General features: G+C 57.8%; 15 protein-coding genes, 3 pseudogenes and 2 riboswitches. Of the genes and pseudogenes, 11 read left to right on the top strand and 7 right to left on the bottom strand.

Features of this window, described 5'->3' with window-relative positions; genetic code table 11:
- The first annotated feature begins 1,122 nt into the window (after nucleotides 1-1,122).
- Nucleotides 1,123-2,289, top strand: coding sequence for an ABC transporter substrate-binding protein (locus ACNJX9_RS34945; RefSeq protein ID WP_439406600.1), 1,167 nt, complete (start codon nucleotides 1,123-1,125; stop codon nucleotides 2,287-2,289).
- 1,421 nt (nucleotides 2,290-3,710) lie between these two features.
- Here ACNJX9_RS34945 and ACNJX9_RS34940 read toward each other — a convergent pair.
- Nucleotides 3,711-4,658, bottom strand: a complete 948-nt coding sequence (locus ACNJX9_RS34940; RefSeq protein WP_439406598.1) for an NAD-dependent epimerase/dehydratase family protein — start codon at nucleotides 4,656-4,658, stop codon at nucleotides 3,711-3,713.
- 99 nt (nucleotides 4,659-4,757) lie between these two features.
- A riboswitch (glycine riboswitch) is annotated at nucleotides 4,758-4,858 on the top strand.
- A riboswitch (glycine riboswitch) is annotated at nucleotides 4,859-4,962 on the top strand.
- Between the two features lie 32 nt (nucleotides 4,963-4,994).
- Here ACNJX9_RS34940 and ACNJX9_RS34935 point away from each other — a divergent pair.
- Nucleotides 4,995-6,247 (top strand): annotated as a pseudogene (locus ACNJX9_RS34935) (D-amino acid dehydrogenase).
- Between the two features lie 365 nt (nucleotides 6,248-6,612).
- Nucleotides 6,613-7,353 carry a helix-turn-helix transcriptional regulator gene (locus tag ACNJX9_RS34930; RefSeq protein ID WP_439406596.1) on the top strand — a complete coding sequence of 247 codons (741 nt, stop codon included), beginning with the start codon at nucleotides 6,613-6,615 and terminating at the stop codon, nucleotides 7,351-7,353.
- A 352-nt stretch (nucleotides 7,354-7,705) separates the two neighbouring features.
- Here ACNJX9_RS34930 and ACNJX9_RS34925 read toward each other — a convergent pair whose 3' ends face one another.
- Nucleotides 7,706-8,401, bottom strand: coding sequence for a threonine aldolase family protein (locus tag ACNJX9_RS34925; RefSeq protein ID WP_439406595.1), 696 nt, complete (start codon nucleotides 8,399-8,401; stop codon nucleotides 7,706-7,708).
- 145 nt (nucleotides 8,402-8,546) lie between these two features.
- Here ACNJX9_RS34925 and ACNJX9_RS34920 point away from each other — a divergent pair, with 145 nt between their 5' ends.
- The 3 genes and pseudogenes from ACNJX9_RS34920 to ACNJX9_RS34910 all read left to right on the top strand — a co-directional run bounded on the left by ACNJX9_RS34920 (nucleotide 8,547) and on the right by ACNJX9_RS34910 (nucleotide 9,934).
- Nucleotides 8,547-9,482, top strand: coding sequence for a hydantoinase/oxoprolinase family protein (locus ACNJX9_RS34920; RefSeq protein ID WP_439406593.1), 936 nt, complete (start codon nucleotides 8,547-8,549; stop codon nucleotides 9,480-9,482).
- A gap of 16 nt (nucleotides 9,483-9,498) precedes the next feature.
- Nucleotides 9,499-9,714 (top strand): annotated as a pseudogene (locus ACNJX9_RS34915) (hypothetical protein); the annotation flags it as partial.
- Complete coding sequence (locus ACNJX9_RS34910) at nucleotides 9,695-9,934, top strand: beta-eliminating lyase-related protein (protein WP_439406592.1); 240 nt, start codon at nucleotides 9,695-9,697, stop codon at nucleotides 9,932-9,934. The pseudogene ACNJX9_RS34915 and the gene ACNJX9_RS34910, both read left to right, overlap by 20 nt.
- On the opposite strand, the gene ACNJX9_RS34905 is transcribed toward ACNJX9_RS34910, so the two are convergent.
- Both ACNJX9_RS34905 and ACNJX9_RS34900 read right to left on the bottom strand, forming a co-directional pair.
- Nucleotides 9,846-10,853 carry a hydantoinase/oxoprolinase N-terminal domain-containing protein gene (locus ACNJX9_RS34905; RefSeq protein ID WP_439406590.1) on the bottom strand — a complete coding sequence of 336 codons (1,008 nt, stop codon included), beginning with the start codon at nucleotides 10,851-10,853 and terminating at the stop codon, nucleotides 9,846-9,848. The genes ACNJX9_RS34910 and ACNJX9_RS34905 overlap by 89 nt on opposite strands.
- Nucleotides 10,854-10,873: 20 nt before the next feature.
- Nucleotides 10,874-12,532: a hydantoinase B/oxoprolinase family protein gene (locus tag ACNJX9_RS34900; RefSeq protein WP_439406588.1), complete on the bottom strand. Its 1,659-nt coding sequence runs from the start codon at nucleotides 12,530-12,532 to the stop codon at nucleotides 10,874-10,876.
- Nucleotides 12,533-13,950: 1,418 nt separating this feature from the next.
- Between ACNJX9_RS34900 and ACNJX9_RS34895 the strand changes: the two genes are divergently transcribed.
- The 3 genes from ACNJX9_RS34895 to ACNJX9_RS34885 all read left to right on the top strand — a co-directional run bounded on the left by ACNJX9_RS34895 (nucleotide 13,951) and on the right by ACNJX9_RS34885 (nucleotide 17,509).
- The gene (locus ACNJX9_RS34895) at nucleotides 13,951-15,618 is read left to right on the top strand and encodes a GMC family oxidoreductase (RefSeq protein ID WP_439406587.1); all 1,668 of its coding nucleotides are present in this window, start codon (nucleotides 13,951-13,953) and stop codon (nucleotides 15,616-15,618) included.
- 186 nt (nucleotides 15,619-15,804) lie between these two features.
- On the top strand, nucleotides 15,805-17,148 hold the full coding sequence (locus tag ACNJX9_RS34890) for an acyclic terpene utilization AtuA family protein (protein ID WP_439406585.1): 1,344 nt from the start codon (nucleotides 15,805-15,807) through the stop codon (nucleotides 17,146-17,148).
- Between the two features lies 1 nt (nucleotide 17,149).
- A complete protein-coding gene (locus tag ACNJX9_RS34885) occupies nucleotides 17,150-17,509 on the top strand; it encodes a DUF4387 domain-containing protein (protein ID WP_439406584.1) in 360 nt (119 codons plus the stop codon).
- Between the two features lie 620 nt (nucleotides 17,510-18,129).
- On the opposite strand, the gene ACNJX9_RS34880 is transcribed toward ACNJX9_RS34885, so the two are convergent.
- Entirely contained in the window at nucleotides 18,130-18,393 is a 264-nt protein-coding gene (locus ACNJX9_RS34880; protein WP_439406583.1) for a hypothetical protein, read from the bottom strand.
- A 95-nt stretch (nucleotides 18,394-18,488) separates the two neighbouring features.
- Between ACNJX9_RS34880 and ACNJX9_RS34875 the strand changes: the two are divergent.
- Nucleotides 18,489-19,244, top strand: a pseudogene (locus ACNJX9_RS34875) (glycoside hydrolase family 172 protein); the annotation flags it as partial.
- 147 nt (nucleotides 19,245-19,391) lie between these two features.
- Here ACNJX9_RS34875 and ACNJX9_RS34870 read toward each other — a convergent pair.
- Nucleotides 19,392-19,772, bottom strand: a complete 381-nt coding sequence (locus tag ACNJX9_RS34870; RefSeq protein WP_439406581.1) for a hypothetical protein — start codon at nucleotides 19,770-19,772, stop codon at nucleotides 19,392-19,394.
- A gap of 292 nt (nucleotides 19,773-20,064) precedes the next feature.
- A complete protein-coding gene (locus ACNJX9_RS34865; protein WP_439406580.1) occupies nucleotides 20,065-21,489 on the bottom strand; it encodes an aldehyde dehydrogenase family protein in 1,425 nt (474 codons plus the stop codon).
- Between the two features lie 465 nt (nucleotides 21,490-21,954).
- On the opposite strand from ACNJX9_RS34865, the gene ACNJX9_RS34860 reads away from it, so the two are divergent.
- Nucleotides 21,955-23,640: an MFS transporter gene (locus tag ACNJX9_RS34860; protein WP_439406579.1), complete on the top strand. Its 1,686-nt coding sequence runs from the start codon at nucleotides 21,955-21,957 to the stop codon at nucleotides 23,638-23,640.
- Nucleotides 23,641-24,613 lie beyond the last annotated feature (973 nt).

The following is a 24,613-nucleotide window of genomic DNA, read 5'->3' as shown; positions in this document are numbered from 1 at the left end:
CTAGCGTCATCTGCGGAATGCGGCCGTGGTTGGCGCCCGGGGGCTGTCACGCGCTATGAAGTGTCTGGTCGCGACAGAAAGAGTCGATCCCATCGCCATGGCGTCTAGTTAAAAGAGCGGCACGCTTGTGAAGCTGTGGCGGCATCACATGCGCGTTGCGTGAGGCTCTTCGCGACCTCAGGCGTTCAACGACGGGCGCATGACGCGAGCGTCGTATGCACGGCTATGGTCTTTCCAAGAATGAGATCCGGTGCGGGCGGCGTGGCTTAAAAGGCGATGCGATCGCTTGCTCACGTGCTTCACCGAGAAGCCGATCTCGATCCAAAGCAGCGAGCGCAGCAGCCCCAACCTATAGGGTGTCGCTTTCCCGCGATAGCGCGGGAAAACAGATCAATGCCAGACCGGTATTGAACTCTCCTTCAATTGGTATTGGTCGATCGCCCGCAATCGCGACACACTTAATCTTCGTTTGTTCGGACACCGAAAAGTGTCCGCCGTGGAAGCCAGAGGCGTTTTCGATGCAGACGATCCCCGAGCTCAGCCTTGCGCGTGATCAAGAGTCTGTTAATCGCGTCTTCTGCACCGTTCGCCGGCGGCACGACCTTGCGTGATCTTCTGCAGATGCCTCAGGAAATCGCCGGCCCACTCCTGGAAGGCGATTGCGTTGTGCCTCGCTTCGCCAATCGGAGAGCAGGAGATTCGTCAAGGCCGAGAAGGGCGCAAAAGTCGATCTTCTCGCCATTCTATAGCGTTGCAGTGATCGCGTCGTCCAGATCCGGAGCGCCGACGCGTATTCGCGCGCCCCAACCCGTCCGATCAAGAAGGAGACACGGTACTTGGCTCGGTCGCTCGCGCCTCGGTGTCGTTTACACAAAGCTCTACCGGCATGGTGACTGGACACTTCGTGGAGTGCGGCCATGACATCACCTGCGATCACCTCGTGAAAGGTCGAAAGCACCACCTGCTTCACGAGGTTCGAACCGGTAACTTCGCCGCACTTGGACGAGCGAGATGATTCGACAGTCTGAGGAAAGATCGCCAGCGTTATGCCGAGGGCCGAATTCTCCCTGGCCATCGTTTGCATGCTGACGGCAAAGGTCAGCTTCAAGAGATCGTTGAGGGGTGCTCGGCGAACGATATTTGGATCGAGACCTGGAAAAATCGAAGAAGGTCCTGATCGCTTATTCTAGTCGGCAGTTTTTTCAATCAACAAAAGGGGTTATCGAGATGACTAAGAAGTTAATCCAGGCCAACCGGCGCCAGCTATTGATTGGCGCCGGCGCCAGCGCTGCCGGCACGATTGTCGCTCCGGCGCTGAGCAGATCGGCCCGCGCTCAATCCAAAGCTATCACCGTGGTGACTTGGGGAGGATCTTACGCCGAGGCGATGAAGAAGCACTGGATCACTCCTTTCATCAAGAAGACTGGAATAAACGTGCTAGTGGCGGACGGGCCAGACCTCGCCAAGCTTAAGGCGCAAAGCATTATGGGAACGTCCGAATGGGACGTAGTCGATGCCCCTGGAGCTATGGCTGTGTCCGGCACGAAACAGGGTTTTTGGGCGCCGCTCGACCGTAACATCATCAAGTCGGATAATCTGACCCTCCCGATCGCCGAAGATCGTGCTGGTCTCTACTTCTATGCCGGAGGCATCGCCTTCAATCCCAAAACGCATCCGGCCGGCAAGCACCCCACGAACTTCAAGGATTTTTTCGATACCAACGCGTTCCCGGGCCGCCGCGCATTGCGAAACCGCATCTCGGAAATGTTGGAGCTCGCCCTAATTGCCGATGGCGTGCCGCCAAAGCAACTTTATCCGCTCGATGTCGAGCGCGGCTTTCGCAAGCTCGATGCAATCAAGCCCTTCGTCGCCAAGTGGGTCGAACAGACGCCGCAGACAATTATGCTCCTCCAGACTGGAGAGGGGGACTTCTCGTACACTTATTCCAATAGGGCGAAGGTCGCAAAAGAATCGAACATCTCGATCGATTTTTCGCTGCAGCAAGTCATCTTTGGCGCGGCCTATTTCACGGTCCCTAAGGCCAGCATGAACAAGGCGGAGGCGATGCAATTCATCGCCTTTACACTGCAGCCCGATCGCCAAGCTGCTTTGATGGATGAGATGGGTATCATCCCGAACAACCAGCAGGCCATTCCGCTGATGAGCGCGGCATCGCGCGAGTGGCTCCCCGATATGAAAGGGCCGAATTCAGCCATTGTCGACGATGAATGGTGGGCGGACAATTTCGACAAGCTGCAGACCCGCTTCAAGCAATGGCTGTTGATTTGACGGCGGCTTAGTCGACCGCTTGATTAGGATTTCGGCGGCGGAATGAATCTCTTCCGCCAACAATCAACCCGATTGTAGGCCATGTCATCCTTTACGATGCGACCGTTGGAAGGCCGGGCATGCTTGATTCCCGCGCCGTTGCCGCTCGCGGGCGTTTTCTAATGCGGCTAGTTTTTACGTGACGGTCAGTCTAGATTGCTCACCTGCGACCCAGCACTACATCGCGCCGGTCAACGAACTTCTGTTCCGACGTGTCCTAGGCAGCACCCTGTCAATCAGCCTGGAGGCGACTCTCCTGACCGTTTTGATGGCTTACCCCGGAGCCAGGGGCTTGAACGGAAATGGATGATGTGGCCCAGTTGCATACCGACTGCGAGGTTGCTAACAAGCTCTGGGGACGCACCTTCGCCGGCCTCTGCGCGATCACCTACCGGGAAACGGGAGAGAACGCAGTTTGCGAGCTTTACGTCCGGGTCTTACGCCAGCAACAGGTTGGTCATTATCAAGAAGGACTGCGAAAGCTCGGCATCCGCGACGACGAGACCCCGGCGGTGGCCGCGGCCAAATACCATCACCTGACTAACGCAACCCGGCGGTCTATCGATGGAGTACATCGAAGAGTCGCCGAAGAAGGTTTGGATCCGCTACACAGCGCCGATGTGGGCTTTTGCGGGAATTGCCATGATGGCGCTACCCGGGTCCCTCCGCCGGAAGACCTTTACCGCCTGGCACCCCCGGAATGGCCAGCTAATGGTTGCCCGCGCCTCGGCTGGGTACCAAATTCATCATGGAAGCGGAAGCCAGCGATGAGGGTTACTTTATCGAGTACGATCAAGATCTACGCCAGGGAGAAGAATTTTGATACGAGGCTTCCCAACACATACCGGAGTTCGATCCCGCAGCGGCGCCTCGCCTGGATCCGCTACTGTGGCCTGAGGCACGCATCCTCAGGGCGAGGCGGAACTGGTCGCGGGAAAATGTGAGAACGACCGTTGAATGCCTCCTCCAGATGTTCGGTGAGCAGACGTACTTCCTGCTCGGCCAGGTCATGCGAGTGACCGCAATACAATATACCCATGAGTTGAGGAGGGACCTCGGAGTATCTGGGACCGACGCCGCGTCCATCACGACATTTCTCGTGGAGCTCCTTCGGGCTTGCGGCCAGCAGATCGAGTTCAAGGAGCGGAATGGCGCGTTCCACATCCGGGCACATTCTATTCTGCCATTTGATATGGATTCGCCGGAACAGCTGAAGCTGCGCTTTTCGAGTTGCAGACGATGAGCACTCGCCTGATCAATGGAAGAGTGTCGATATATCGTCAGCCGGACGGCAACAGCGAATTGTGCAGGATCGAGGATGCGGGACGCTGGCTGTGGTAAAACTCGACGGAAGGACCCGACGCCATGAAGAATCTGACTGTTTATTTCCCGGCGGGGCTCTGCCTGTCCCGCTCAGCATCGGAGAATTGCCGCAACCAACTTAATTTGATGTGCCCTCCATAGAGCCAGTCGTTCTGGCCGCGTTGGCCAAGGTCATGACCTGAGAAATCTCGGTCAGCAGACTGCAATCTTCGAACTACAAGACTAGACGGCCCACAGGCCGCCCTGGAAGCGGACAACCGGATCGTTAAGATCGGGATGTGGTCTTTAGCCAAGATCTCAGTACGAAAAACATCCGCACTATCCTGCGGGCTGTACCCAAGGTGCCGCGCCAAACGATCATCCCAGAAGCTCGCACCGTTGCGAGAGGTTCCGAAGGCGATGGTATGTCCGACCCGCGGCGCGGTAAGCGAAGCTTCGACTAAGCGAACCATGTCCCCGAATGAAAGCCACGATCTCAACTGCCTATGATTTGACGCTATGGCTTCACTTGCCCCGATCCGGATCGATACTGTCTCGAGGCCGTGGCGATCCCAATATAGCTGGGCGAGGTTTTCGCCGAACGCTTTGGCAAGCCCGTAGTAGGTGTCGGGCCTTACCAGCGCGTGAGCATCAATGATATCAGTTTGTTCGTAAAAGCCCACCACATGAATGGAGCTAGCAAACACGACCCGCTTGACCCCATGGCGGACGGCAGCGTCATAGAGACTGTGCATCCCCATGATGCTCACCCGATTAACGTCCGCGAAATCGACATCCTTTTTAACGATGCCCGCGAAATGGATGATGGCATCAACGCCGGACACCAGGCCGTCAGCAACCGTAGGATCGCCGAGATCCGCGACCACACACTGCTCGTTCTCATAGGATCCGCTCAGTGGCGCGATGTCCGTACTTCTTAGCAGCTTCACTTTCGGAGAGAGCTCGCGTCGGAGTATGGAGCCAAGATTGCCCGCGGCACCTGTTAGAAGAACTCGATGAAAAATCATCGTATGCCTTTCCGAAAACGACGCAATTGGGTTATCTAACCGGATTTGCGCACTTCATTTGCGGCAGGTGCCTTGACAATCCACTGCCCAAAGTATGGATTACCAAAAGCGGGAGAGACTGGCTCTTGTGATATGCAAGCGTCAGCGCCGACGGAGCAACTACCCCGGAAACTCTCAGGCAAAAGGACCGCTGCGTGTTGTCGACTCTGAAAAGCGTGGCCGCATGCCGCGCGCCGACGGTGTAAATCCTCGCTCGTATCCGCGAGCGAGATGATGCTCTCAGGCCAATGACAGAGGGGGTGTTTAGCTGACCCGCTGATTGCGGGCAGGAGCCCCATGTCTGCAGAAGTTAAGCGCATTGCAGTGATCGGCGCAGGAATTGCCGGTGTCACAACCGCATATAATCTGGCTAAACGCGGCTGCGATGTAACGGTTTTCGATCGACAGCCCTATCCTGCGATGGAAACGTCGTGTTTGCCAATGGTGGGCAACTATCCGCGTCAAATGCGGAAGTCTGGAATAGTTGGAAGACAATCCTTAAAGGCTTGAAGTGGATGTTCACCCCTGGGGCTCCGCTGCTGGTGGATCCAAAACCGAGCTGGCACAAACTGTCGTGGATGGCCGAATTCGTCGCGTCGATCCCAAAGTACGAGCAGAACACCGTCACGACAGCGCGACTCGCCATCGAGGCGCGCCAGCACCTCCGATTGATGGCGGCGAATGAAGGAATTGAGTTTAACTGTGAAGACAGAGGCATCCTTCATGTCTACCACTCCAAGACCGAGTACGCTTCTGCAGAAAAGGTTACGGTGCTGCTTGCAAAGGGAGGCTTGGTACGCCGGCCTGTCGGACCAAGCGAAATCCGAAGCATCGAGCCCGCACTGAAAGGTGATTTCTTTGGCGGTTTCTATACCGAAAGCGACTTCACCGGAGACATCCACAAATTCACCAATGAACTGGCGAAAGCGTGCGAACGCATGGGCGTGATCATGCGGCTTTCGACCGAAGTGACCGGCATCGGCTATGGAGCGGAGCATGTCACCATCGCTTGGCGGCCCATTGGGGCTGAGGCTGCTGTCGAAACTCTAACAGCCGAGTTTGACACGGTCGTCGTATGCGCCGGGGTCTATTCCCGCACGCTCGCGCGCCAGCTCGGCGACCGTATCAATATCTATCCCGTCAAAGGCTACTCTATAACCGTAAATCTGCTCGAGGAGTCGGATCGAAAGGCTGCGCCCTGGACTAGCCTGCTCGATGACAAGGCGAAAATCGTGACAAGCCGATTGGGCGCGGATCGCTTTCGGGTCGCCGGGACTGCCGAATTTAACGGGATCAACAAGGATATCCGGACGGCGCGCATCGAGCCTCTCATTGGGTGGTGCCGGAAGCACTTCCCTGAAATGAGCACCCGCCAGGTTGTTCCCTGGGCAGGACTTAGGCCGATGATGCCGGATATGATGCCTCGTGTCATGCGTGGTCGAAATCCCCGCGTCTTCTACAATACTGGCCATGGTCACTTGGGCTGGACGCTGTCCGCTGCAACGGCTGATGCAGTCGCGGCTTTGGCAACGGCTCGTCCGAACACTTAGAGCCTCTCGCGATGTTTCGGCTATCTTGGGGAGCAAGGTGCGCCCAGCCTTTCGATGGCTGAAGTTGACCGGATTTTCTGGACACTCGCTGTTCCGAGAGCGTCTTCCGGTCTCCGAGGCGGACTCTTGGCCAACCGCCGAGCGCCAGCATTCGACATTCGGTCGTGTGGGGCCTCGCGGCGGTATCTTCCCTGAGACAGCGTCGTCGGCCCTTGGTCCTGCTTGGGGTGATCGTAGGCTTGCTGACAACTGAGGCCGAACAGAGCTTTTTCAATGCCGATCACTTTCAACGTGACGCTCGCAAATTCCCCACCATTTGTGGCAAGCTCACCGAGAAGCGATAACAGCGATGGAAGGGACGATCGATGCTGGAGCTTCCTGCGATCGCCACTGCAGTTGAACTAGCTATCGATGGGAATGCGTTCGGAGCAATCGAGGGTTTACTTCTCAACGTCGTGCGATTTGATGGCGCCTCAGCATTCCGGTTCGACGATTATGAGCAGCCCGTTTATCTCTACGATACGTTCAGATCGACCGAGAGGACGGATCTGTACAGCGCATTTGTGAACGGGATCTACAAGCTAAGTCCATATTTCAGTTCGGTTATATCAAAAAGAGCGAACGAAGGATTCTATACAGTTTCGGACGTGGCGCCTGACGACTTCTTTTCTACGACGTACTTTGGCCTTTACTATGAAACTAAGCGGGTTTCTGACGAGGGGCTGTTCTTCTTGAAGGCCGGCAACCACGGCATAGTATTTATGATCGAAAGAAAGATGCCGAGCTCAAAGTTCTCAGAAAATGAATTGATGGCTTTGCGTGACGTGTTGCCAATTGTTAAATCGTTGCTGCGCAAGGAGCTGAGCTTTAGAGCCGAAGCGGGAGAACGCGCGCAGCCAGCTCCAGCACCCGCTGCGATCAGATTAGGCTTGAGCAAAAGGGAGCAAGAAGTTGCAGAACTGCTCCTGCAAGGACACTCCTCAAAATCTGCCGCAAGGGTGCTGGGAATCTCACCTCATACCGAGCGAGTGCATCGCAAGCGCCTTTATAAGCGGCTGGGTATCAACTCCCACATGGAATTATTCAGGCTTTTCTCTCGCACCTGATTTTTGTGTTTGGAACGTCTTTCACTATGGCCGCAGCCGCCAACGCAGCGACATTCCAATCGAAAATTGCGGTCTGTTACCGCTTTCTCTGGGTTGAGAGGAGCCCGTGGCTGGTAGACGCTCCATAACACGTGCCGTCGACATTACGGGAACCACTAGGGGGCGGGGCAGTCGGTTGGCTCCAGCTCGATGGGCGTGGGTATGCGTTCAGCTAATAGCACGAGCGTGGCCTCTCTCGGCTATCGAGATGACGGCGCGTGGTTTGTCGTGGGGCCGGCGCAGCGATATGAACTCAAGGTCGACTGAGTCGCGGGGCAAAGCCACCACGCGTTTGCGGACAGGGCGATCAGCGTTAGAGGCGCTGAGGTCCGAGAGCTTCTAGACAGCGAGAAATATCGTCCTCAGTTGTCTGCCAGCTCGTGACTAGACGGAGAACCTTCGCACCGCTAGCGGCGGCTTCCTCGCGGTCGAACGCGGCTGGATTATAGAGTTTGACGATCTGGTCCTGGCATTGGAGGCGATCTGCGGTCTCAGAATCGATCTCCACAAATACCAAGTTTGTCTTCACATCGAAGACGGCCTCGAAATTTCTGGACTGTAAGGCGTTGGCGAGAACCGCTGCTTGTTGATTCGCACGTGTCGCCAATTCCAACCACAACCCGTCTCGCAGAGATGCCAATGCCTGCGCAGAGATGAAGCGATGTTTTGCCAACAGGTGCCCAGAGCGCATTTGACGGAAGCGAAACTCTTCTGCCTTCTCGATGTCGAACAGGACGACAAGGTCGTAAAATGCCCCGCCATTCTTGGCAATGCCAAAAGAAATGGCGTCAGGTGCGATCTCTGCCGCGATCTCTGCCGGAGAAGCCCCCATCGCCGCAAGCGCATTTGCGAAGCGAGCCCCATCCAAATGGAGACGCGCATCATGCCGTCGGACGATGGCGGCGATATCCTTTAGCTCTTGCAATGAATAGATTGTGCCGCACTCGGTCGCCTGAGAGAGTGATACAAGGCCGAAATTTGGCGAGTGCGGATCGCCAGGAATTCCCATACTTAAAGCAGTCGTGACACCTTCAACAGAAAGTTTGTCCAGCCGCCCGCACCAGCGCTAAGTTTGCCACCGCCTGAGAAAGCCTCGGGCGCACCCGCTTCTGCCTCCATGACATGACTTCGCCGATGGCACAGCGTTCGTTTCCATGCGGGACCTACGCGTGGCGCTGCCGAGCATTGATATTCACACCATCGGCTCAGGCGGCGGTTCGATCGGCCACGTTGATATCGGCGGAATTTTGCACGTAGGTCCGGAAAGCGCCGGCGCTGATCCGGGCCCTGCGTCCTACGGCAAGGGCGGACAGAAGCCTGCTGTCACCGATGCTAACGTCGTTCTCGGCTATTTCGACCCGAAAAGTTTCCTGGGCGGGCGGACCAGCTTCGATGGGGCTGCAGCCGAGAAGGCGGTAGCTCACATTGCTGATGCGCTGGAATGTTCCGTCGTTGAGGCGGCTCAGGGAATTCAGCGGGTTGTGAACACCCAAATGGCGGAAGGTGTCCGCGTCATGTCGGTCCGCCGCGGTGTCGATCTCCGAAATTACACCCTGCTCTCCTTTGGCGGTGCCGCCGGACTTCATGTTTCAGACGTCGCTCGGATGCTCGACGTGAAGCGTATCATTGTCCCTGGCGTTGCTTCGGTCCTTTCAGCTTGGGGCATGCTCGCAACCGATCTTCGCTACGAGCTGAGCCGGTCCCATTTGACAAGCCTTGCCTCCGCAGACCCGATCGAACTCCGCCAAGCCTTTGCGGAACTTGAACAACAGGGCCGAGAGAAACTCGCTCAGTTTGACCTGGGTCGGATCGAAATCGAGAGAACTGTCGACATGCGCTACGGCGAGCAAGTCTTTGAACTCAACGTGCCTCTCGACGGCGTCAATATCGACGCACCGACTTTCGTTGAGGAGGTTATAGCTCGCTTTCATAAGCGCCATGAGGACGTTTACACGTATAAGAGCCTCCAACAGGAAGTCATTCTGGTGAACATTCGCGTGTCGGCGATCGGCAAGCTCGACGCAGTTCGCCCCCGGACTCCTTCTCGATCGGATGCGGCCTGCAGTGCTCCTATAACACGGCGAGTCTAATAATGATGGTTGGCAAGAGGTCGCTCTCTACAAGCTAAGGCATCTCACTGTCGGATCGGTTGTTAAGGGGCCAGCGCTGGTCGAGTCACGCACCACGACGGTCGCACTTCGAGAAGGCGATCGCGCCACGGTGAACGATCTAGGATGGCTGGACATCTCAGTAGGTGTGGTCGAAGTCGCCACACTTGGTCCGGCGAAGGAAGAGCGGAAGAATGCAGTCGCTTTACAGTGATAACGTTGCGGGAATCCACCCCCGATTTTTGTCGGCGATAACAGAAGCGAATGAAGGCTCCGCGGCAAGCTACGCAGAGGATGCTCTGACATCAGAGCTTGAGGACGTTGTCTCGGCACTTTTCGACAAGCCTACGAAAGTCTTTCTGACGCAAACCGGCACTGCTGCGAACGCGCTCTCCATTGCGGGCCTGTGTCGTCGATATCGCGATTGGTGCTGAGAGGAACTCGCCCATTCTCAATGATCGCTATGTCGGTCCTGGTTCCTCCCATATCAAATGAAATGAGGTTTTGTTCGTTCGTCAAGGATGAGATGTAGGAGGCAGCCGCGATTCCGCCGGCGGGACCAGACAGAACGCAAGCAGCCGAAAGTGCAATCGAATCCGCGATCGTTCCCACGCCACCGTGAGAGTGCATGATCAGAACACCGTTCGCATAACCCGCTTCCTTGAGAAGGCGTTCAAGATTGGTGAGATACTTCTTGAGCTCCTTTCCAACGAAGGCATTTACGACGGTTGTCGAAAAACGCTCGTATTCTTTGATCTCTCTGATGATCTGAGAGGAAACCGAGATATATGCCTCAGGCATCATCTCCTCGACAAGAGCCCGCGCCTGCAGCTCATGCGAAGAATTGATATGAGAATGGAGGAAGCAGATCGCGACCGCTTCGACACCATTCTCCTGAAGTTTGCGAATGTCTTCTCTCAGCGATGCTTCGTCAAGAGGCATTTGAGTGGAGCCATCGAATCGAAGTCGCTCTCTTACGCCAAGGCGCAGATAGCGCGGAACAAGCGCTGGCTGGGGCGCCAACCTGAGATCGTATCGGGCAGGCTTGTAGCCTTCGCGCTGCTCAAGAACGTCGCGATGTCCTTGGGTGGTTAGAAGACCAACCCTTGCTCCGCGTCGCTCTAGCAAGGCGTTCGTGGCTGCCGTGGTGCCATGGACGATCTGCTCGGTCTGCTGGAGAAGCGCCTCCCGCGTCATATTCATCTCGTTCGCCAAGTTCTCCAGACCCTTAAGAACGCCAAAGGACTGATCGGCGGGGGTGGAAGGAGATTTTGCGATCGTTACCTGTCCGGTGTTGTCGATCGCGACGAGGTCCGTGAACGTGCCGCCCACGTCGATTCCAATACGGTACATGGATGAATCCCAGTAAAAAATCAGCTTGCGAAAGCGACGAGGAGTTCGTCGCGTTGATCCGCTTTCGTCGCTTCAGCGGACCGCTCGGCTGTTGGGCCGAAGCCGCCGCCGCCGGCCGACTCGACGAAGAGACGGTCACCGGGTTGGATAACGATGCTTGTTTCCTTGGTCTTCAGGTCGCGCACCTGATTGCCTGACGAGAGCCGATAGCGATGAGGTAGACCATCTACACCACCGAACAGGCCGTATCCGCCCGTAATCACGCCGTCACCGGCTGTGTTGCCCACCGCAGCTTGCTCGGTCTCGCAGACCAAACTCAGGATGGACCCTAGGCCGCCACGATGTTTGCCGGCACCACCTGATCCAGGCCGGTACTCGTGTACTTCAAAATGAAGCGGGAATCTGGCCTCAGCGACTTCGATGCTGCCGAACTTCAGCCCACCAGCCGAAGACAGCTCCCCGACATTGGACCACCCGTCTGCTTGCGAAGAAGCACCAGCGCCGGGCCTGGCATGAAAGAGGTGCCAGATGAATTGTTTGCCCGTCCGCGGATTGATGCCCTTGATCGCGATACGGAAGCGGCGGCCCCATCCCGCAATAACGCGATCAGGACATGAATCGGCCAGCGCTTTGATGATCGCCTCGGCGATCTCCTGAGAAGGGTGATTTGTTGAGAGCGTTACCGGGGCTGGCGGCAACGGATGGACGATAGTGCCCTCTACGGTCTTGATTTCGACCAAGCGGAAAGTGCCTTCGTTTTTTGGGATGCCTGGGTCGATGAGGAAGGCCAGAGCCATATGCACGGCCGAAACGGTATTTGCAGAGGAGGAGTTGACGAACCCGGTCACCTGTGGGTGGCAGCCGGAGAGATCGACATGCAGGTTGCTGCCCTGCTTCTTAACTTTGGCGTGCAGTCTGATGGATTGCGCATCATGGCCGTCGTCGTCTAAGAAGCTTTTGCCCTCGAACACGCCATCTTTCCAAGCTTCGACACAAGCCCGGGCCTGCGCTTCGGAACCGTTGAGAATATCGTCAAGCGCTGCGCCGACGATGTCGGTGCCGTATTCCCGCAGTAGCTTCTGAAGGCGGCGCTCCCCTGAGCGAACCGAACCGACCATTGCGTTAAGGTCACCAATAAAATCCGCAGGATGCCGAATATTGGTGGCGATCATCCTCTGAAGATCGAAGCGCAACTTGCCCTTCTCATAGAGTCGGATAGGCGGGATACGTATACCTTCCTGCCAGATCTCCGTCGCAGACGGATTGTAAGAGCCATGTGTCGCACCACCAATGTCGCTCTGGTGAGCGCGGTTGATAGTCCAGAACATTGGCCTGTCATGGCCTTCGGCAAAAACGGGTACGAACGCAGTGACGTCAGGGAGGTGGTTTCCGCCAAAATAGGGGTCGTTCAACAGGAAGACGTCGCCTGGCCAGATGTCGCCCTCAAAGGCGCTAAGCACTGACTTAACAGCGAATGGCAATGCGCCGACGTGAAGCGGAATATGATCGGCCTGAGCAACCAATCTGCCCAAGCCGTCAAAAACGGCTGTCGAGAAGTCGCGACTTGAGTTCAAGATCTGAGAGTAGGCAGTTCGGAGCATTGCCTCTCCCATTTCAGCGACGACTGCCTCAAGGCGCTGTTGAATAATAGAGCTGGTAATCCGGTTGATCGTGCTCAAAGCAATGCCTTTCCATAACTCTCGCGCATCCAGCCTCCATTTGTCCTCTCGGCGACAAAGAGTTGCGATGTGCGAGAAAGCGGATTTCCACCATGTAGTGTTGAAGAGTTATGGTGGGACGGCGCTGGCGCTGCGAAAATTACCACCGTTGGGGTAACGAGCTTCGCAACTCATCTGCCGTAGATGAATATCAAACGAGATCACAACAGGCTGGATGGTAGAATGGGCTGCGCCGCTTTGCGCTCGCCTGCGTGACGTTCGAAAGCGTTCCGCAAACACCCTCACTGGTTGTGGCGCCGCGGTTGTGGCTCAGCGTCGATTATCGAGTACTTGGTTTTCTTGAACTTCAACCCCAAGCACGAGCGGTCGGCGAAGTTAACCTCCGTCCTTACGCACCAGCTGCCGCTTGGAGGGGATATTAAACAGCTAAGCGATGAAAAGTACCATGAATATCAAAGTCGGATTGCACTGGCGGACGGCTGTTACAGGTGCAATAATTCCGGCAAGCTGATCGAAAGCGTACGTGGCCGGTCGACAGGATATGTCGGGTCGGAGATTGTGATTTAGCATTCGCTTTGATGATTTCACTTGGGTGATCCGCGTCTCCTGTGGCGCTTCATGTGGCGTGGTGCCCGCTCACGGGAGGGCCACCAATTGACGGTAAGCAGCTGCTCATCGCGTCCCGTTTTCTCCTCCTGACGAGCTCCTACATGCACTTCCGGGGCAAGGAAACGGCAGCTCTCTTGAAGTCCTCGCGGGTCGTTACTGCTCGACCTGACCGGTGCCGGCCGATATTCGAGAACGCGTGAATTCCGAAAAAACCGGTACCAATCGGCTCGGACGGGGGTAGGGAAGGTCAGGGCGACTTTGATATGTCTGCACCTAGGATGGCTGCCGCATGCCACCTTCACATCAATTCCTACTTGGTATCGGTCGGCCCGAAATCGGTATTGGTATGGTCGGGGGCGTTTCGCTACTGCTCAAACAGAATTGATGCGGTTGGGAGGTGCGCTATGCGTCCGAGCTGTCAGCTTCGGTTGCTGGCTCTGCTGCTGGCAACGCCTGAAGTCTCAGCTAGGATACCCTCGCTAGGCTTACCGGAGCCACTCACGCGGACACCGGCTGCAGGTAGGGCGCGATTGCAGTGAGAGCCATTTTGGTACCACGACTCACCGTCGAACGGGGCGTGTTGACGGCTACCTGGGTGGCATTGTGCGCAATCGTTCGCCGTAGCGGTCAGCCGTTAACGGCTTTCGATGTGTTTTTTAGTTTCTCTGCCCTCGATATTGCTCATCGAATTCCTAGAAGCTCGTTGAAAAGCATCTCAGGTGATAGCGCAGCTGAGCCGCTTGCTGGGCAGACTGGCAAGTTGAACCTGGTGCAAGCGAAGGCAATGCGGGCCTGCGGAGCGAACTGAAATGTCTGAACGATCCACCTACGTCATCGTCGGCGCCGGCTCGGCGGGGTGCGTCATGGCCGCGCGGCTGTCGGAGGATCCGTCCAACCGAGTGCTATTGCTGGAGGCGGGCGGTGAAGACTGGAGCCCCCTGATCCGGATTCCCATCGGAACTGGCCAGGCGCTCCGCAAAGGCGGGCTGTATGGCTGGAAGATGCATGCCGAACACAAGGAAGCCGGCGGACGGCGCGAGTTCTGGCCGCGCGGCAAGGTGATCGGCGGATCGTCGTCCCTCAATGGCATGCAGTATCTGCGCGGCGACCGCGCGGACTATGATAATTGGCGCGATCTCGGCAACGTAGGGTGGGGCTACCAAGATGTGCTGCCGTACTTTCTGAAGTCCGAAGGGCACCAGGCCAGGAAAGGCAGGTTCCACAACCAGAACGGTCCGCTGCGCGTAAACCTCGCCACTTCGCAGAATCCCCTCTATTCGGCCTTCATTCGCGCTGGCATCCAGGCGGGTTTCCCTGAATGTGAGGACTTCAACGGCCAAACGCAGGAGGGCTTTGGCATGGTCGACTTCACGATCCACAAGGGTCGGCGCTGGTCGGCCGCTCGGGCCTTCCTGGATGAAGCGCGCAAGCGTCCCAACCTTAGGGTTGTCACGCACGCGCACGCCACGCGCATTCTTTTCGAGGGGCGGCGCGCTATCGGTGTCGAGTACAATCGATCAGGAAAGACGCTGAAGGCCATGGCGGATGCCGAGGTTATCCTCTGCGCCGGCGCGATCTGCTCACCGTTTTTGCTGATGCATTCGGGCATTGGAGATGCACGCGAGCTGGCCCAACTCGGCATCGCTTCGGTGATGGATCTGCCAGGCGTCGGCCGCAACCTCCAGGACCATCCGGTGGACACTGTCACATTCGGCTGCACGAAGCCGCTTACCTTATACAGTTTGGTGCGCGCGGATCGCGCGGCGCTGATGATGGCTCAGGCACTCCTGCTGCGCTCGGGCCCGGCGACGAACTTCCCGTGCGAAGCCGGCGCTTTCACGCGTACTCGGCCCGATGTCGAACGTCCGGACATTCAGTGGTACTTCGTTCCCGGAGCGGGGCTCACGGCTTTAAGATGGCCGGGCTTCGGCGGCGGCGGCCTGCTGGATCGGGACGCCTTCACCATCGGCTGGGCTCAGCTGCGGCCGGAAAGCCGCGGGAAGCTCTCACTCGTCTCGCAGGACGCGTTCACGGAGCCACACATCGACAGCGGCTATCTCTCGGCCCCGGGCGATATGAGGGTCATGATCGACGCCTTCCGGCAGATACGTAGGGTCGCCGCCCAGCCCGCATTAAACGAGTACATCGATTTAGAACTGGTTCCCGGGTTGGATGTGCAGAGCGATGACCAGATCGCCGACTACATTCGCCGCACCATCGGCAGCGGCAAGCACCCGTGCGGCACGTGCCGCATGGGCAGTGACGATGAGGCAGTGGTCGACCCCGAGCTCCGCGTTCGCGGCGTGGAGAGGTTGCGGGTGGTCGATGCCTCAATCATGCCGAACGTGATTAGTGGCGGCACGAACGCGCCGACAATGATGATTGGCGAGAAGGGGGCGGATCTCGTCAAGGCAACCCGCCGCGGGACGACAGGCACGCAGAATCTCATCGCCGTGAGTGAGGAGCGAACAGGCTGATGAAGGTCGCGCGGCTGATCGCAAGCTCTAAAGCGGAGCGAGATCGCGCTCTGGAACAACCATTCGACGCAGCACTACGGCCTTAGTGGCTCTGGGACTACCGCGTCAACCAGCGGGCCGGTCCGAAATCGACAGGCCCGAGGACATTTGAATTGCGAACAGCAGCCACGAACCTAAGGAGAAACCATGAAATCAGTAAGAACCCTTACGCCTACCGGCGCTCTGGGCGCGGGCTTTAGCCTCGAGGCACTCGAGCGCGGCATGTCCCTTCGCCCCGACGTTATCGCAACGGACGCAGGTTCGACGGACCCTGGGCCATCTCTGCTCGGGAGCGGCCTTCCGCTGCTACCGAACGGCATCATCAAGAAGGAGCTCGATGCCCTCATCCCGGCAGCCCGCAAGGCCGGCATCCCACTCATCATCGGGAGCGCGAACGGAGCCGGGACGAACGCGGGGGTAGAAAACGTTGTCTCGATGGTCAAGGAAGTGGCGAAGGAAAAAGGCCTGCACTTCAAGCTGGCGAAGATTTACTCGGACATACCGAAGGAGCGCGTGATCTCGGCGATCCAGGCCGGTGAAATCCGCGACTTCGAGGTGGGTGCGGAGCTGAAGGTCGAGGACATCCAGGCGAGCACGGGCTTGGTTGGACAGATGGGCGATGAACCGTTCCGCCAAGCGCTGGACGATGGCGCTGATATCATCGTTGCGGGGCGATCGTGCGACGATAGCGCGGTCGCTGCGTTTGCGATCTGGAAGGGCATTGATCCTTCGCTGGCGATCCACATGGGCAAGATCCTCGAATGCGGTGCGATCAGCGCAGACCCGCCTGGCATGGACGTGATGCTTAGCACGATCGACAACGAAGGCTTTGTGTTGGAGCCGGGTAGCCTCGCGCGGCGCGCGTCGGTGGAGTCGGTCGCCGCTCATACCCTCTACGAGCGAGAGAATCCTCTCGTCCAGTACGGGCCGGGCCGGATGCAAAACATGAGCGAATGCAGATTCGAGCAACTCGACGAGAGGCGCGTACGAGTGACTGGCACCCGCGGCGAACGATCCGACGACTATTGGATCAAACTTGAAGGCTCGAAGCCGGTCGGCTACCGATCTTTCGCGCTTGCCGGTATCCGCTGCCCGGTGATGATGCGCAATCTGGACCAAGTACTGCGTGACATCGAGAAGCTGACGCGCGAAAAGATTCCCGACCCGTCGCTGCGCATCGTGTTCGCAAAATACGGCGCCGATGCGGTGCTCCGAGAACTGGAGTTCAACAAGACCATGCCGCACGAAATCGGCCTGGTCATTGAAGCCACCGCGGACGTGCAGCAGACTGCTTACGATGCGGTGGCCATTATTGCGGCCAAGGTGAACCACGCAGTATTTAAAGGCGTCAAGAACACCGCCGGCAGTGCCGCCTTCCGTTACTCGCCCCGGATACACAACATCGGCATTCAATACGAATTCAGCGCCTATCACCTCATGAAGGTGTCCTCGCCGCTAGAGTGTTTCCCTATTGTGATGGAAGAGGTGTGAAATGGAGAAAAAGCGACTCGTTAAACTCGGCAATCTGGCATCCATTGTTCGTAGTAAGAACGCTGGCCCGTATCGAATCACGTTCGACGTGTTATTCGAGCGTGACGACCTCTACGAGGCAGTCTCGAAGAGCGGCGCGCTGAACGCGGAAACCGTGGCAAAAACTCTAGGCATCGACAACTCGAAAATCTCCTCTTTCTTCGAGATTCCATTCGCACGCGCATTCAAGGCGACAATCTACCGCTTGAACGCGCAGTGCGCGTTGGGTGAAAGCGACGTGTACGGTGCACAGCAGCACGTACCACTGCTGGACATGATGATTCCTGTGCCCGCGGACACGAGGGAATATCAGGACGTCTGATCGAGGACGCCAGAAGATCGGGTCTGGTCTTCCGCATAAGGAAGTCGCATGAGCGCTGATCTAAGCGCTCATACTGCGGCTCGAGACGATATAGTGGCTCAAGACGATATAGTCACCTCCGTTAACAAGGCGAATTGACCTGGGTTGGACTTGCGAACGCGGGCCATAAGCAGCGGCAGAAGCGGCGCAAGAACTCCCTGAGCTAGGCGAGGATGCGGGAAAAATCGAAATTGGAGGCTTTTGCTCACACAAGCCTCCATTCCCTTCAATCTCATGTGCCGCTGCGACTCGCAATGAAGAGCTTGGAGACTTGGTCACTGGCGACGACAGAGTTGGTGGTCTCGGATATGCGAGGCGGAACGCATTATTGCGGCGGCCCGCTCTCAACGCGACTAAACAGTTTACTTCATGGAAGGAACGGCCGACATACTCGCGGGGCCAGTCCTGCTTAGCGTTTGGGTCGCGCTAGGATCGGTGTTTGCCCGCTCCCGGACGGCCAACGGCGCTGCGATTTTCGCGGTCCGCGCGGTGGCAAAACAACAACGCGGGCGCGTTCAGCTGGCTTCGCGTCTCAATCGCCGGCCAAGCAGCAAGGTGAACGCGGCATGAAATTTTCCGGATTAGGCCTCCATCTCGGCAATTTGGCGCACCTGTCCGATGCGCTGTCCCGCTCGATAAGTCCGGAGAATTTCACGGGCGAGAAAGGCAAGGGCGGTATGGCGGTTGATGGCCCGGCGGCGCGCCAGGCCCGCGATCTCGGACTGGGCTGGAAGATCTCGCCGTATGTGGTGATCGAGCCCGGGGCGACCTTCACACTTGCCGATATAGAAGGCGCGGGCGCAATCCAGCAGATCTGGATGACGATCTCGCGCGGGCAGCTGCACCACACCATCTTACGCATCTACTGGGATGACCAGTCAAGCCCAGCGTCGAATGTCCGGTCGGCGATTTCTTTGCTTGTGGCTGGGAGGATTTCGCCCAGGTATCCTCGCTCGCCGTGTGTGTCAATCCGGGCCGCGGCTTCAATTGCTACTGGGAAATGCCGTTCCGCAAGCGCGCGCGATTCACGATGGAGAACCGCAACGAGGAGGCGGAGTTCGTCTACTACCAGATCAATTGCACGCTGACCGATGTGCCGCAAGATTGCGCCTATTTTCATGCGCAGTTCCGGCGCACCAATCCGGTGCCGTACAAAGAGGTCCATACGCTCCTCGATGGTATAGCCGGTCAGGGTCATTACGTCGGCACCTACATGGCGTGGGGTGTCAACAATAACGGCTGGTGGGGCGAGGGCGCGATCAAGTTTTTCATCGACGGCGACGGTGAATTCCCAACCATTTGTGGCACCGGCACTGAGGATTATTTCTGCGGCGCATATAATTTCGATCCGCGCGTACCTTGGCAGCACGCCAATCACGGCCAGAGCGGCGGGCCCGCCTCATGCTATCTCGAATTCACCACGCCGTATGCTGGGTTGCCACAGGTCATCCGCCCGGACGGCGTGTACAGATCGCAGCAGCGCTTCGGCATGTACCGCTGGCATATCCCCGATCCAGTGCGCTTTCAAAGCGATTTGCGCGTGACGATACAGGCGCTCGGTTGGCGTTCTGGCGTCAAAATGCCGAAATATCTGCCTTTGCAGGACGACGTGGCCTCAGTCGCGTTCTGGTACCAGACGCTTCCGACAATGCCGTTTCCGGAGTTGCCGGGCCCGGGCTTCCTCGCGGTGGACTGAACTCGAACCACAATGACGACGTGGTGCGCCGGAATACACTGCACTTCGCCCTTTGTCCGTGAGTACTGGGGAGAGAGTAGACAGGGTCTGTCCATCGTCAATGGAGCAAGTTCACAAGGAGAGAGCTCGCCGTGAGGCACCCACTTTCTAACCGGGACGGTACGCAGCTGATGGATCAAATCGCTCGAGTATTACAGCTGCAATCTTTGCCTCAGATGGGCTTTGCGCGCGTTGACCGAGCGACGATGCGGGCGCACGAGATGCGGCCGCTTGGCAAGCTTCATGGCGATGCGGCGGATTTCCTGGATCGACCAGCGGATCAAGAACGATGCTTCGGTCGAGGCCGCGGTCGCTTGTTTTTTGAGCACTGGCCAGTTGGCCCGATGATAGAATACCATCCGATCCGGCTGGCAGGCGGCACCCAATCGCGAACTCATAAAGCTCGACCTCCGCATAAACGAGCCCGAGTTCACCAAGCAGCTCATCCGCAATTTCCGCGAAATCGCCCAGCTTTAGTGCCGACCACAACTAAGCTTTCCCGCTGACGTCCTGACCAGGCTATGGACGCCTCGACCTTTATGGTCTTATGGAACTTCGGCCCGTAGCGTTGTCGATTTTCGAGGATAAATCCCAACTGAAAGCAAGGCTTCGCACCGGCTAGCTCGGGCTCTTCGAAGAGCCGTTACGGTGCCATCCTGAACTCGGCGCCGAACCCGTCGATCCTACTAGGATTGATGAGCGTCATGCATCCTAAGAGTGATGGCTGACAGGCAAATCTCGCTTCCGCCCCTCGAGCCCCGACGACGTTATATTCTAATGACTATTTCGGCTCGTAGCCAAGCACGGCCTTCACCTCCAAGTATTCCTCGAGTCCCCACCTGCCGTTTTCGCGCCCATTCCCCGATTGTTTGTACCCGCCAAACGGTGCCATCCTGTCGGGTCCGGGGTAGTTGAGATGAACAGTTCCGGCGCGCATGCGGCGCGCTATGCGGCGCGCACGCTCGAGATCCGCTGATTGGACGTAGGCCGCCAGGCCGTAACGGGTATCGTTCGCGATCTCGATCGCCTCTTCTTCATCGCGATAAGGCAGGATTGACAGAACTGGGCCGAAAATCTCTTCTCGAGCGATAGTCATATCGTTTTTGACATTGCCAAATACTGTGGGTCGCACGAAATAGCCTCGTTTGAGGTGCTGAGGTCTGCCGAGGCCGCCAGTGACGAGCTCCGCCCCCTCGTCGATTCCGGCCTGGATTAGCCGCTGCACTCTGGTGAACTGCGCTTCGTTCACAACGGGCCCAAGGTTTGTCCTGGGATCTCGTACATCGCCCACGACAAGGCTCTCGGCCGCTGCCTTGGCTATCGCCTTCACCTCGTCGTGCCGGTCGCTCGGAACGAGCATGCGGGTAGGCGCGCTGCACGCTTGACCGCTATTGCGCGTCGCTCTGAGCACGCCATTTGTGACGGCGCCCCTAAAGTCGACGTCGGGCAATAGAATGTTCGCCGACTTTCCGCCGAGTTCTTGCGCCACGCGCTTGACGGTAGTTGCGGCAGACTGGGCAACCAAGATACCGGCGCGGGTCGAACCAGTAAACGACATCAATGCAATATCGGGATGGGCCGACATAGCTTCGCCCACCCTGGCGCCATCGCCCTGCACCATATTATAAACGCCTTTAGGTACGCCAGCAGCATGCATCACCTCCGACCAAATGATGGCGTTCAACGGCGACACCTCGGAAGGCTTGAGCACCATGGTGCAGCCCGCGGCGATCGCTGGAGCAACCTTCATGATGATTTGGCCAAGTGGCCAATTCCATGGAGCGATCAGGCCGACCACACCAATTGGCTCTCGGATAATTTTGGTGCTGCCTTGCATTTCTTCAAAACGATAGTTCTGAAGCACATTCATCATGCTAATCAAATCGACAGGTGCAGCTTGCTGCTCGCACGCAATGTGCAGAGGGGAGCCTATTTCCCTGCAGAGAACTTCGCCGATGTCGTTGCGCCGCTTCTCCAATTCCGCAAGAATACTCCCTAGCAGTTCCAGTCTTTCTTGCGGGGTGGTTCGCGAGAAGGCAGGAAACGCCGTGCGAGCGGCGGCGACAGCACGCTCAACATCCTTTGGACCGCCCAACGCGATGTGGGTGAAAACCTCCTCGGTCGACGGATCAACCACCTCGAGGAGGGTTGGCTGTAATGGAGTTACCCAAGCGCCATCCACATAATGCTCGCGTTCGTGCAGCACTCGGAAATCCTCCAAAATTGTTGAATGTTGCGCACTTTGCGCCACAGCATCTACCTGACGCCAATACCAAGTTCGGAGAGAACGATACCATGTTGGAATTGGCTTGCGTGCGTTCCCGAAGCCCGAGATCATCGGTCAAAATTGCGGAATGGTGCGGCGCTACTTATGATGCTCGTTAAATTACGCGACGTCTTTTGACAGATTGTGAGTTTCACTAAGCGAGTACGTTCGGAGAAAGGTGCTATCTGCACGACGGTCTCGCCCGTTCGCGTTAGCTTTCGTCGTATGTCGCGCGCGGGAAAGGGTGTAGCGACACAAAACAAAGCTGATCGCACGGCCGAGCTTTAAAAACCCCCAGCCGAGCCCACAGCACTCTCGACCACGAGAACTCTGGACTGTCGCGTTCTGCCGGAACCATATTGATCTGGTCCAGAATCAGCCATCGCAGCCCACCTGGGAATTGATATGAACGTGCCAAAGCCCAACCTCTCCAGCGTCGACGGCATCACGGCGCCGCTGCGGCATACTACTTTCCGGCGAATTTGGTTCGCCAGCCTGCTTTCCAATTTGGGCAACCTCATCCAGGGCGTCGGGGCGGCCTGGGCAATGACGCAGATGACATCGGGAGCCGGAAAGGTCGCGTTGGTGCAGACGGCTCTGATGCTGCCGGTGATGATAATCTCAGTGCCCGCCGGAGCAATCGCCGACATGTATGATCGGCGTATCGTGGCACTGGTTTCGCTCGGCATCGCACTCGCCAGCGCGGCCGCGCTGACAGGCGTGGCCTGGTTTGGCTTGATTACACCTCGCCTCTTGCTGGCGCTCTGCTTTGCCATCGGAAGCGGCATGGCTTTGTTAGGACCGGCCTGGCAATCCTCCGTCAGCGAGCAGGCACCAACCGAGACGCTTCCTGCGGCCATCGCGCTCAACAGCATCAGCTACAATGTTGCGCGCAGCGCGGCCCCGGCGATTGGCGGCCTTGTTGTCGCAGCTGCCGGAGCAGTGGCTGCGTTTGCGCTCAACGCCTTACTCTATCTGCCGCTGATCGTTGCTCTGCTTTTGTGGAAACGCATATCCGAACCTTCGCGTTTGCCGCCCGAAGGGCTTAGGCGCGCCATTGTTACAGGGGTGCGCTACATCACCAATTCGCCATCGATCAAGATTGTGCTGACCCGCTCGATCATCACCGGTGTGATCGGCGGTGCGATCATTGCGCTGATGCCACTAGTCGCGCGCGACCTTCTGAATGGGGGTGCCCAGACCTATGGCATCATGCTAAGTGCGTTTGGTCTGGGCGCCGTGATCGGCGCACTTAGTATCAACGGCGTGCGCAAGCGCATGAGCGGCGAGGCGGCGATCCGCGCCTGCGCGCTTTCTCTGGGCGGGGCGATTGCCGCGGTCGCGCTGAGCCGCGAACCGGTATTAACGGCGGTCGCACTTGTTCTCGCGGGCGCGGTGTGGATGATGATGTGGGCGCTGTTCAACATTGGTGTGCAATTGTCGGCGCCACGTTGGGTAGCCGGGCGCTCGCTCGCGGCCTATCAGGCGGCCAGTTCAGGCGGGATTGCCCTCGGCAGCTGGGGCTGGGGTCATCTGACTGATGCCGCCGGTGTTGAAGCGGCGCTCTTGGTCTCGGCAGCGCTGATGTTGGCCTCCCCACTCATGGGCCTGTGGCTGCAGATGCCGCGCATCGGCGCACGGGGCGAAGAGCCCGAGGTGCCCGCAGATCCCGAGGTGCGGTTGGCGCTGACCGGGCGCAGCGGGCCACTGGTGGTCGAGGTCGAATATCGCGTCACGCAGGAGAAAACGCGGGCCTTCTATGACGCGATGCAGGAAGTGCAGTTGTTGCGGCAACGCAACGGTGCCTACGGCTGGTCAATCGCGCGCGACATCGCAGATCCTGAATTGTGGACGGAGCGTTATTGCTGTCCTACCTGGTTCGACTACTTGCGCCAACGCAGTCGCTCGACCAACTCGGACCGCGAAATGGAAAGGAGAGCCATCGCCTTTCACATGGGCCCCGAGCCGGTGCGCGTCCGCCGTATGCTGGAGCGGCCATTTGGCTCTGTGCGCTGGAAGGACGACACTCCCAACCGCGCGGCAGCCGAAGTGCTGCCGGTGATCACAAGTGGTGCGGGTGGCAACACATAGCATCGATCAATAAGGCATGTGCCCATCGGCCTGGGCGAAAAAGGACACGCGCTCGGCGGCTCGATAGGAATCTCAAGCAGCGCGAGGACGTGGCTTTCCAGCCAACCGCGGAGAAGGCGACTGACGGCCTTTTCACATCTTTGATGTTGGCATCCAAAATGGCCGTCATTTTAACCTCGCCAATCGCCAGCTGGATACTTATTGCGCACCTTTTTTGGAACGATCGGATCGCCCCCCGACTCGCGAAGCGGCAGTGCGGTCTGTTTGAGTCGAAAGGCATGATGCCAGTTCTCACCAACTCATCACAGCATTCGCGCCGCGGGCGAAGAGATCGAGACTTCGTATGGGCCCAAATTCTTAATCGTCCGGCTTAGCGGCGGCGCGCCAGAAAGGCGCCCACGATCATCCGGCTCCTCGCACATCGTTATAGCGAGCTGCCGTCGTCGCGCCACAACTGCCTATCGGTGCGTCAAGGTCGATTACTTAAAGACTGAAGCGTGTTCCTTGCGTGTTGCCGTTGATCATATTTGATACCCGACTAGTCGTGCCAGCAAGGTTGTGCTCTAAAGGTAGCGAGCGTTACCTAAGACTCTCCTCGGTTGATCATCGCTGGGCGGCGCGCAATCCCAAGCCTGAGCGGCAGCGTCGATATCAACTGCAATGTCCACTGCACCCGTTTGGAGGACGCGCTAGAGGAAGCATTGATTCTGGCGCAGCCGGGCTTGGTGCATGAAGTTCGTAGAACGCCGACGCCCGAAATCGGCGCGGGCGCGCTCACGCGGAAGGCAACGCGGGAGCGTCAGACCGCTCCGAAGCAGGCCCATGGACTTCCAACGCGGTACCAATCACGAGGAATTCGGCGCGAGAACGCGCTCGGCACCGAGGCGTCGGCCCGAGATCCTTCTTAAGGGATTGGCGCGCAAACCCACATCAATTCCAAACTGATATTGATCAGTCCGAAATTGGTATTTGT

Origin of the sequence: Bradyrhizobium sp. BLXBL-03, assembly GCF_051853015.1 — a bacterium.
Lineage (GTDB): Bacteria > Pseudomonadota > Alphaproteobacteria > Rhizobiales > Xanthobacteraceae > Bradyrhizobium > Bradyrhizobium manausense.
This window is presented reverse-complemented; position numbering and strand designations above follow the sequence as displayed.

Excerpts from the sequence above, each read along its gene's own strand:
- ACNJX9_RS34940 (WP_439406598.1), bottom strand. The coding sequence starts at position 4,658 with ATGATTTTTCATCGAGTTCTTCTAACAGGTGCCGCGGGCAATCTTGGC.
- ACNJX9_RS34890 (WP_439406585.1), top strand. The coding sequence starts at position 15,805 with ATGAAATCAGTAAGAACCCTTACGCCTACCGGCGCTCTGGGCGCGGGC.
- ACNJX9_RS34910 (WP_439406592.1), top strand. The coding sequence starts at position 9,695 with ATGCAGTCGCTTTACAGTGATAACGTTGCGGGAATCCACCCCCGATTT.
- ACNJX9_RS34930 (WP_439406596.1), top strand. The coding sequence starts at position 6,613 with ATGCTGGAGCTTCCTGCGATCGCCACTGCAGTTGAACTAGCTATCGAT.
- ACNJX9_RS34885 (WP_439406584.1), top strand. The coding sequence starts at position 17,150 with ATGGAGAAAAAGCGACTCGTTAAACTCGGCAATCTGGCATCCATTGTT.
- ACNJX9_RS34905 (WP_439406590.1), bottom strand. The coding sequence starts at position 10,853 with ATGTACCGTATTGGAATCGACGTGGGCGGCACGTTCACGGACCTCGTC.
- ACNJX9_RS34860 (WP_439406579.1), top strand. The coding sequence starts at position 21,955 with ATGAACGTGCCAAAGCCCAACCTCTCCAGCGTCGACGGCATCACGGCG.
- ACNJX9_RS34895 (WP_439406587.1), top strand. The coding sequence starts at position 13,951 with ATGTCTGAACGATCCACCTACGTCATCGTCGGCGCCGGCTCGGCGGGG.
- ACNJX9_RS34920 (WP_439406593.1), top strand. The coding sequence starts at position 8,547 with ATGCGGGACCTACGCGTGGCGCTGCCGAGCATTGATATTCACACCATC.
- ACNJX9_RS34925 (WP_439406595.1), bottom strand. The coding sequence starts at position 8,401 with ATGGGAATTCCTGGCGATCCGCACTCGCCAAATTTCGGCCTTGTATCA.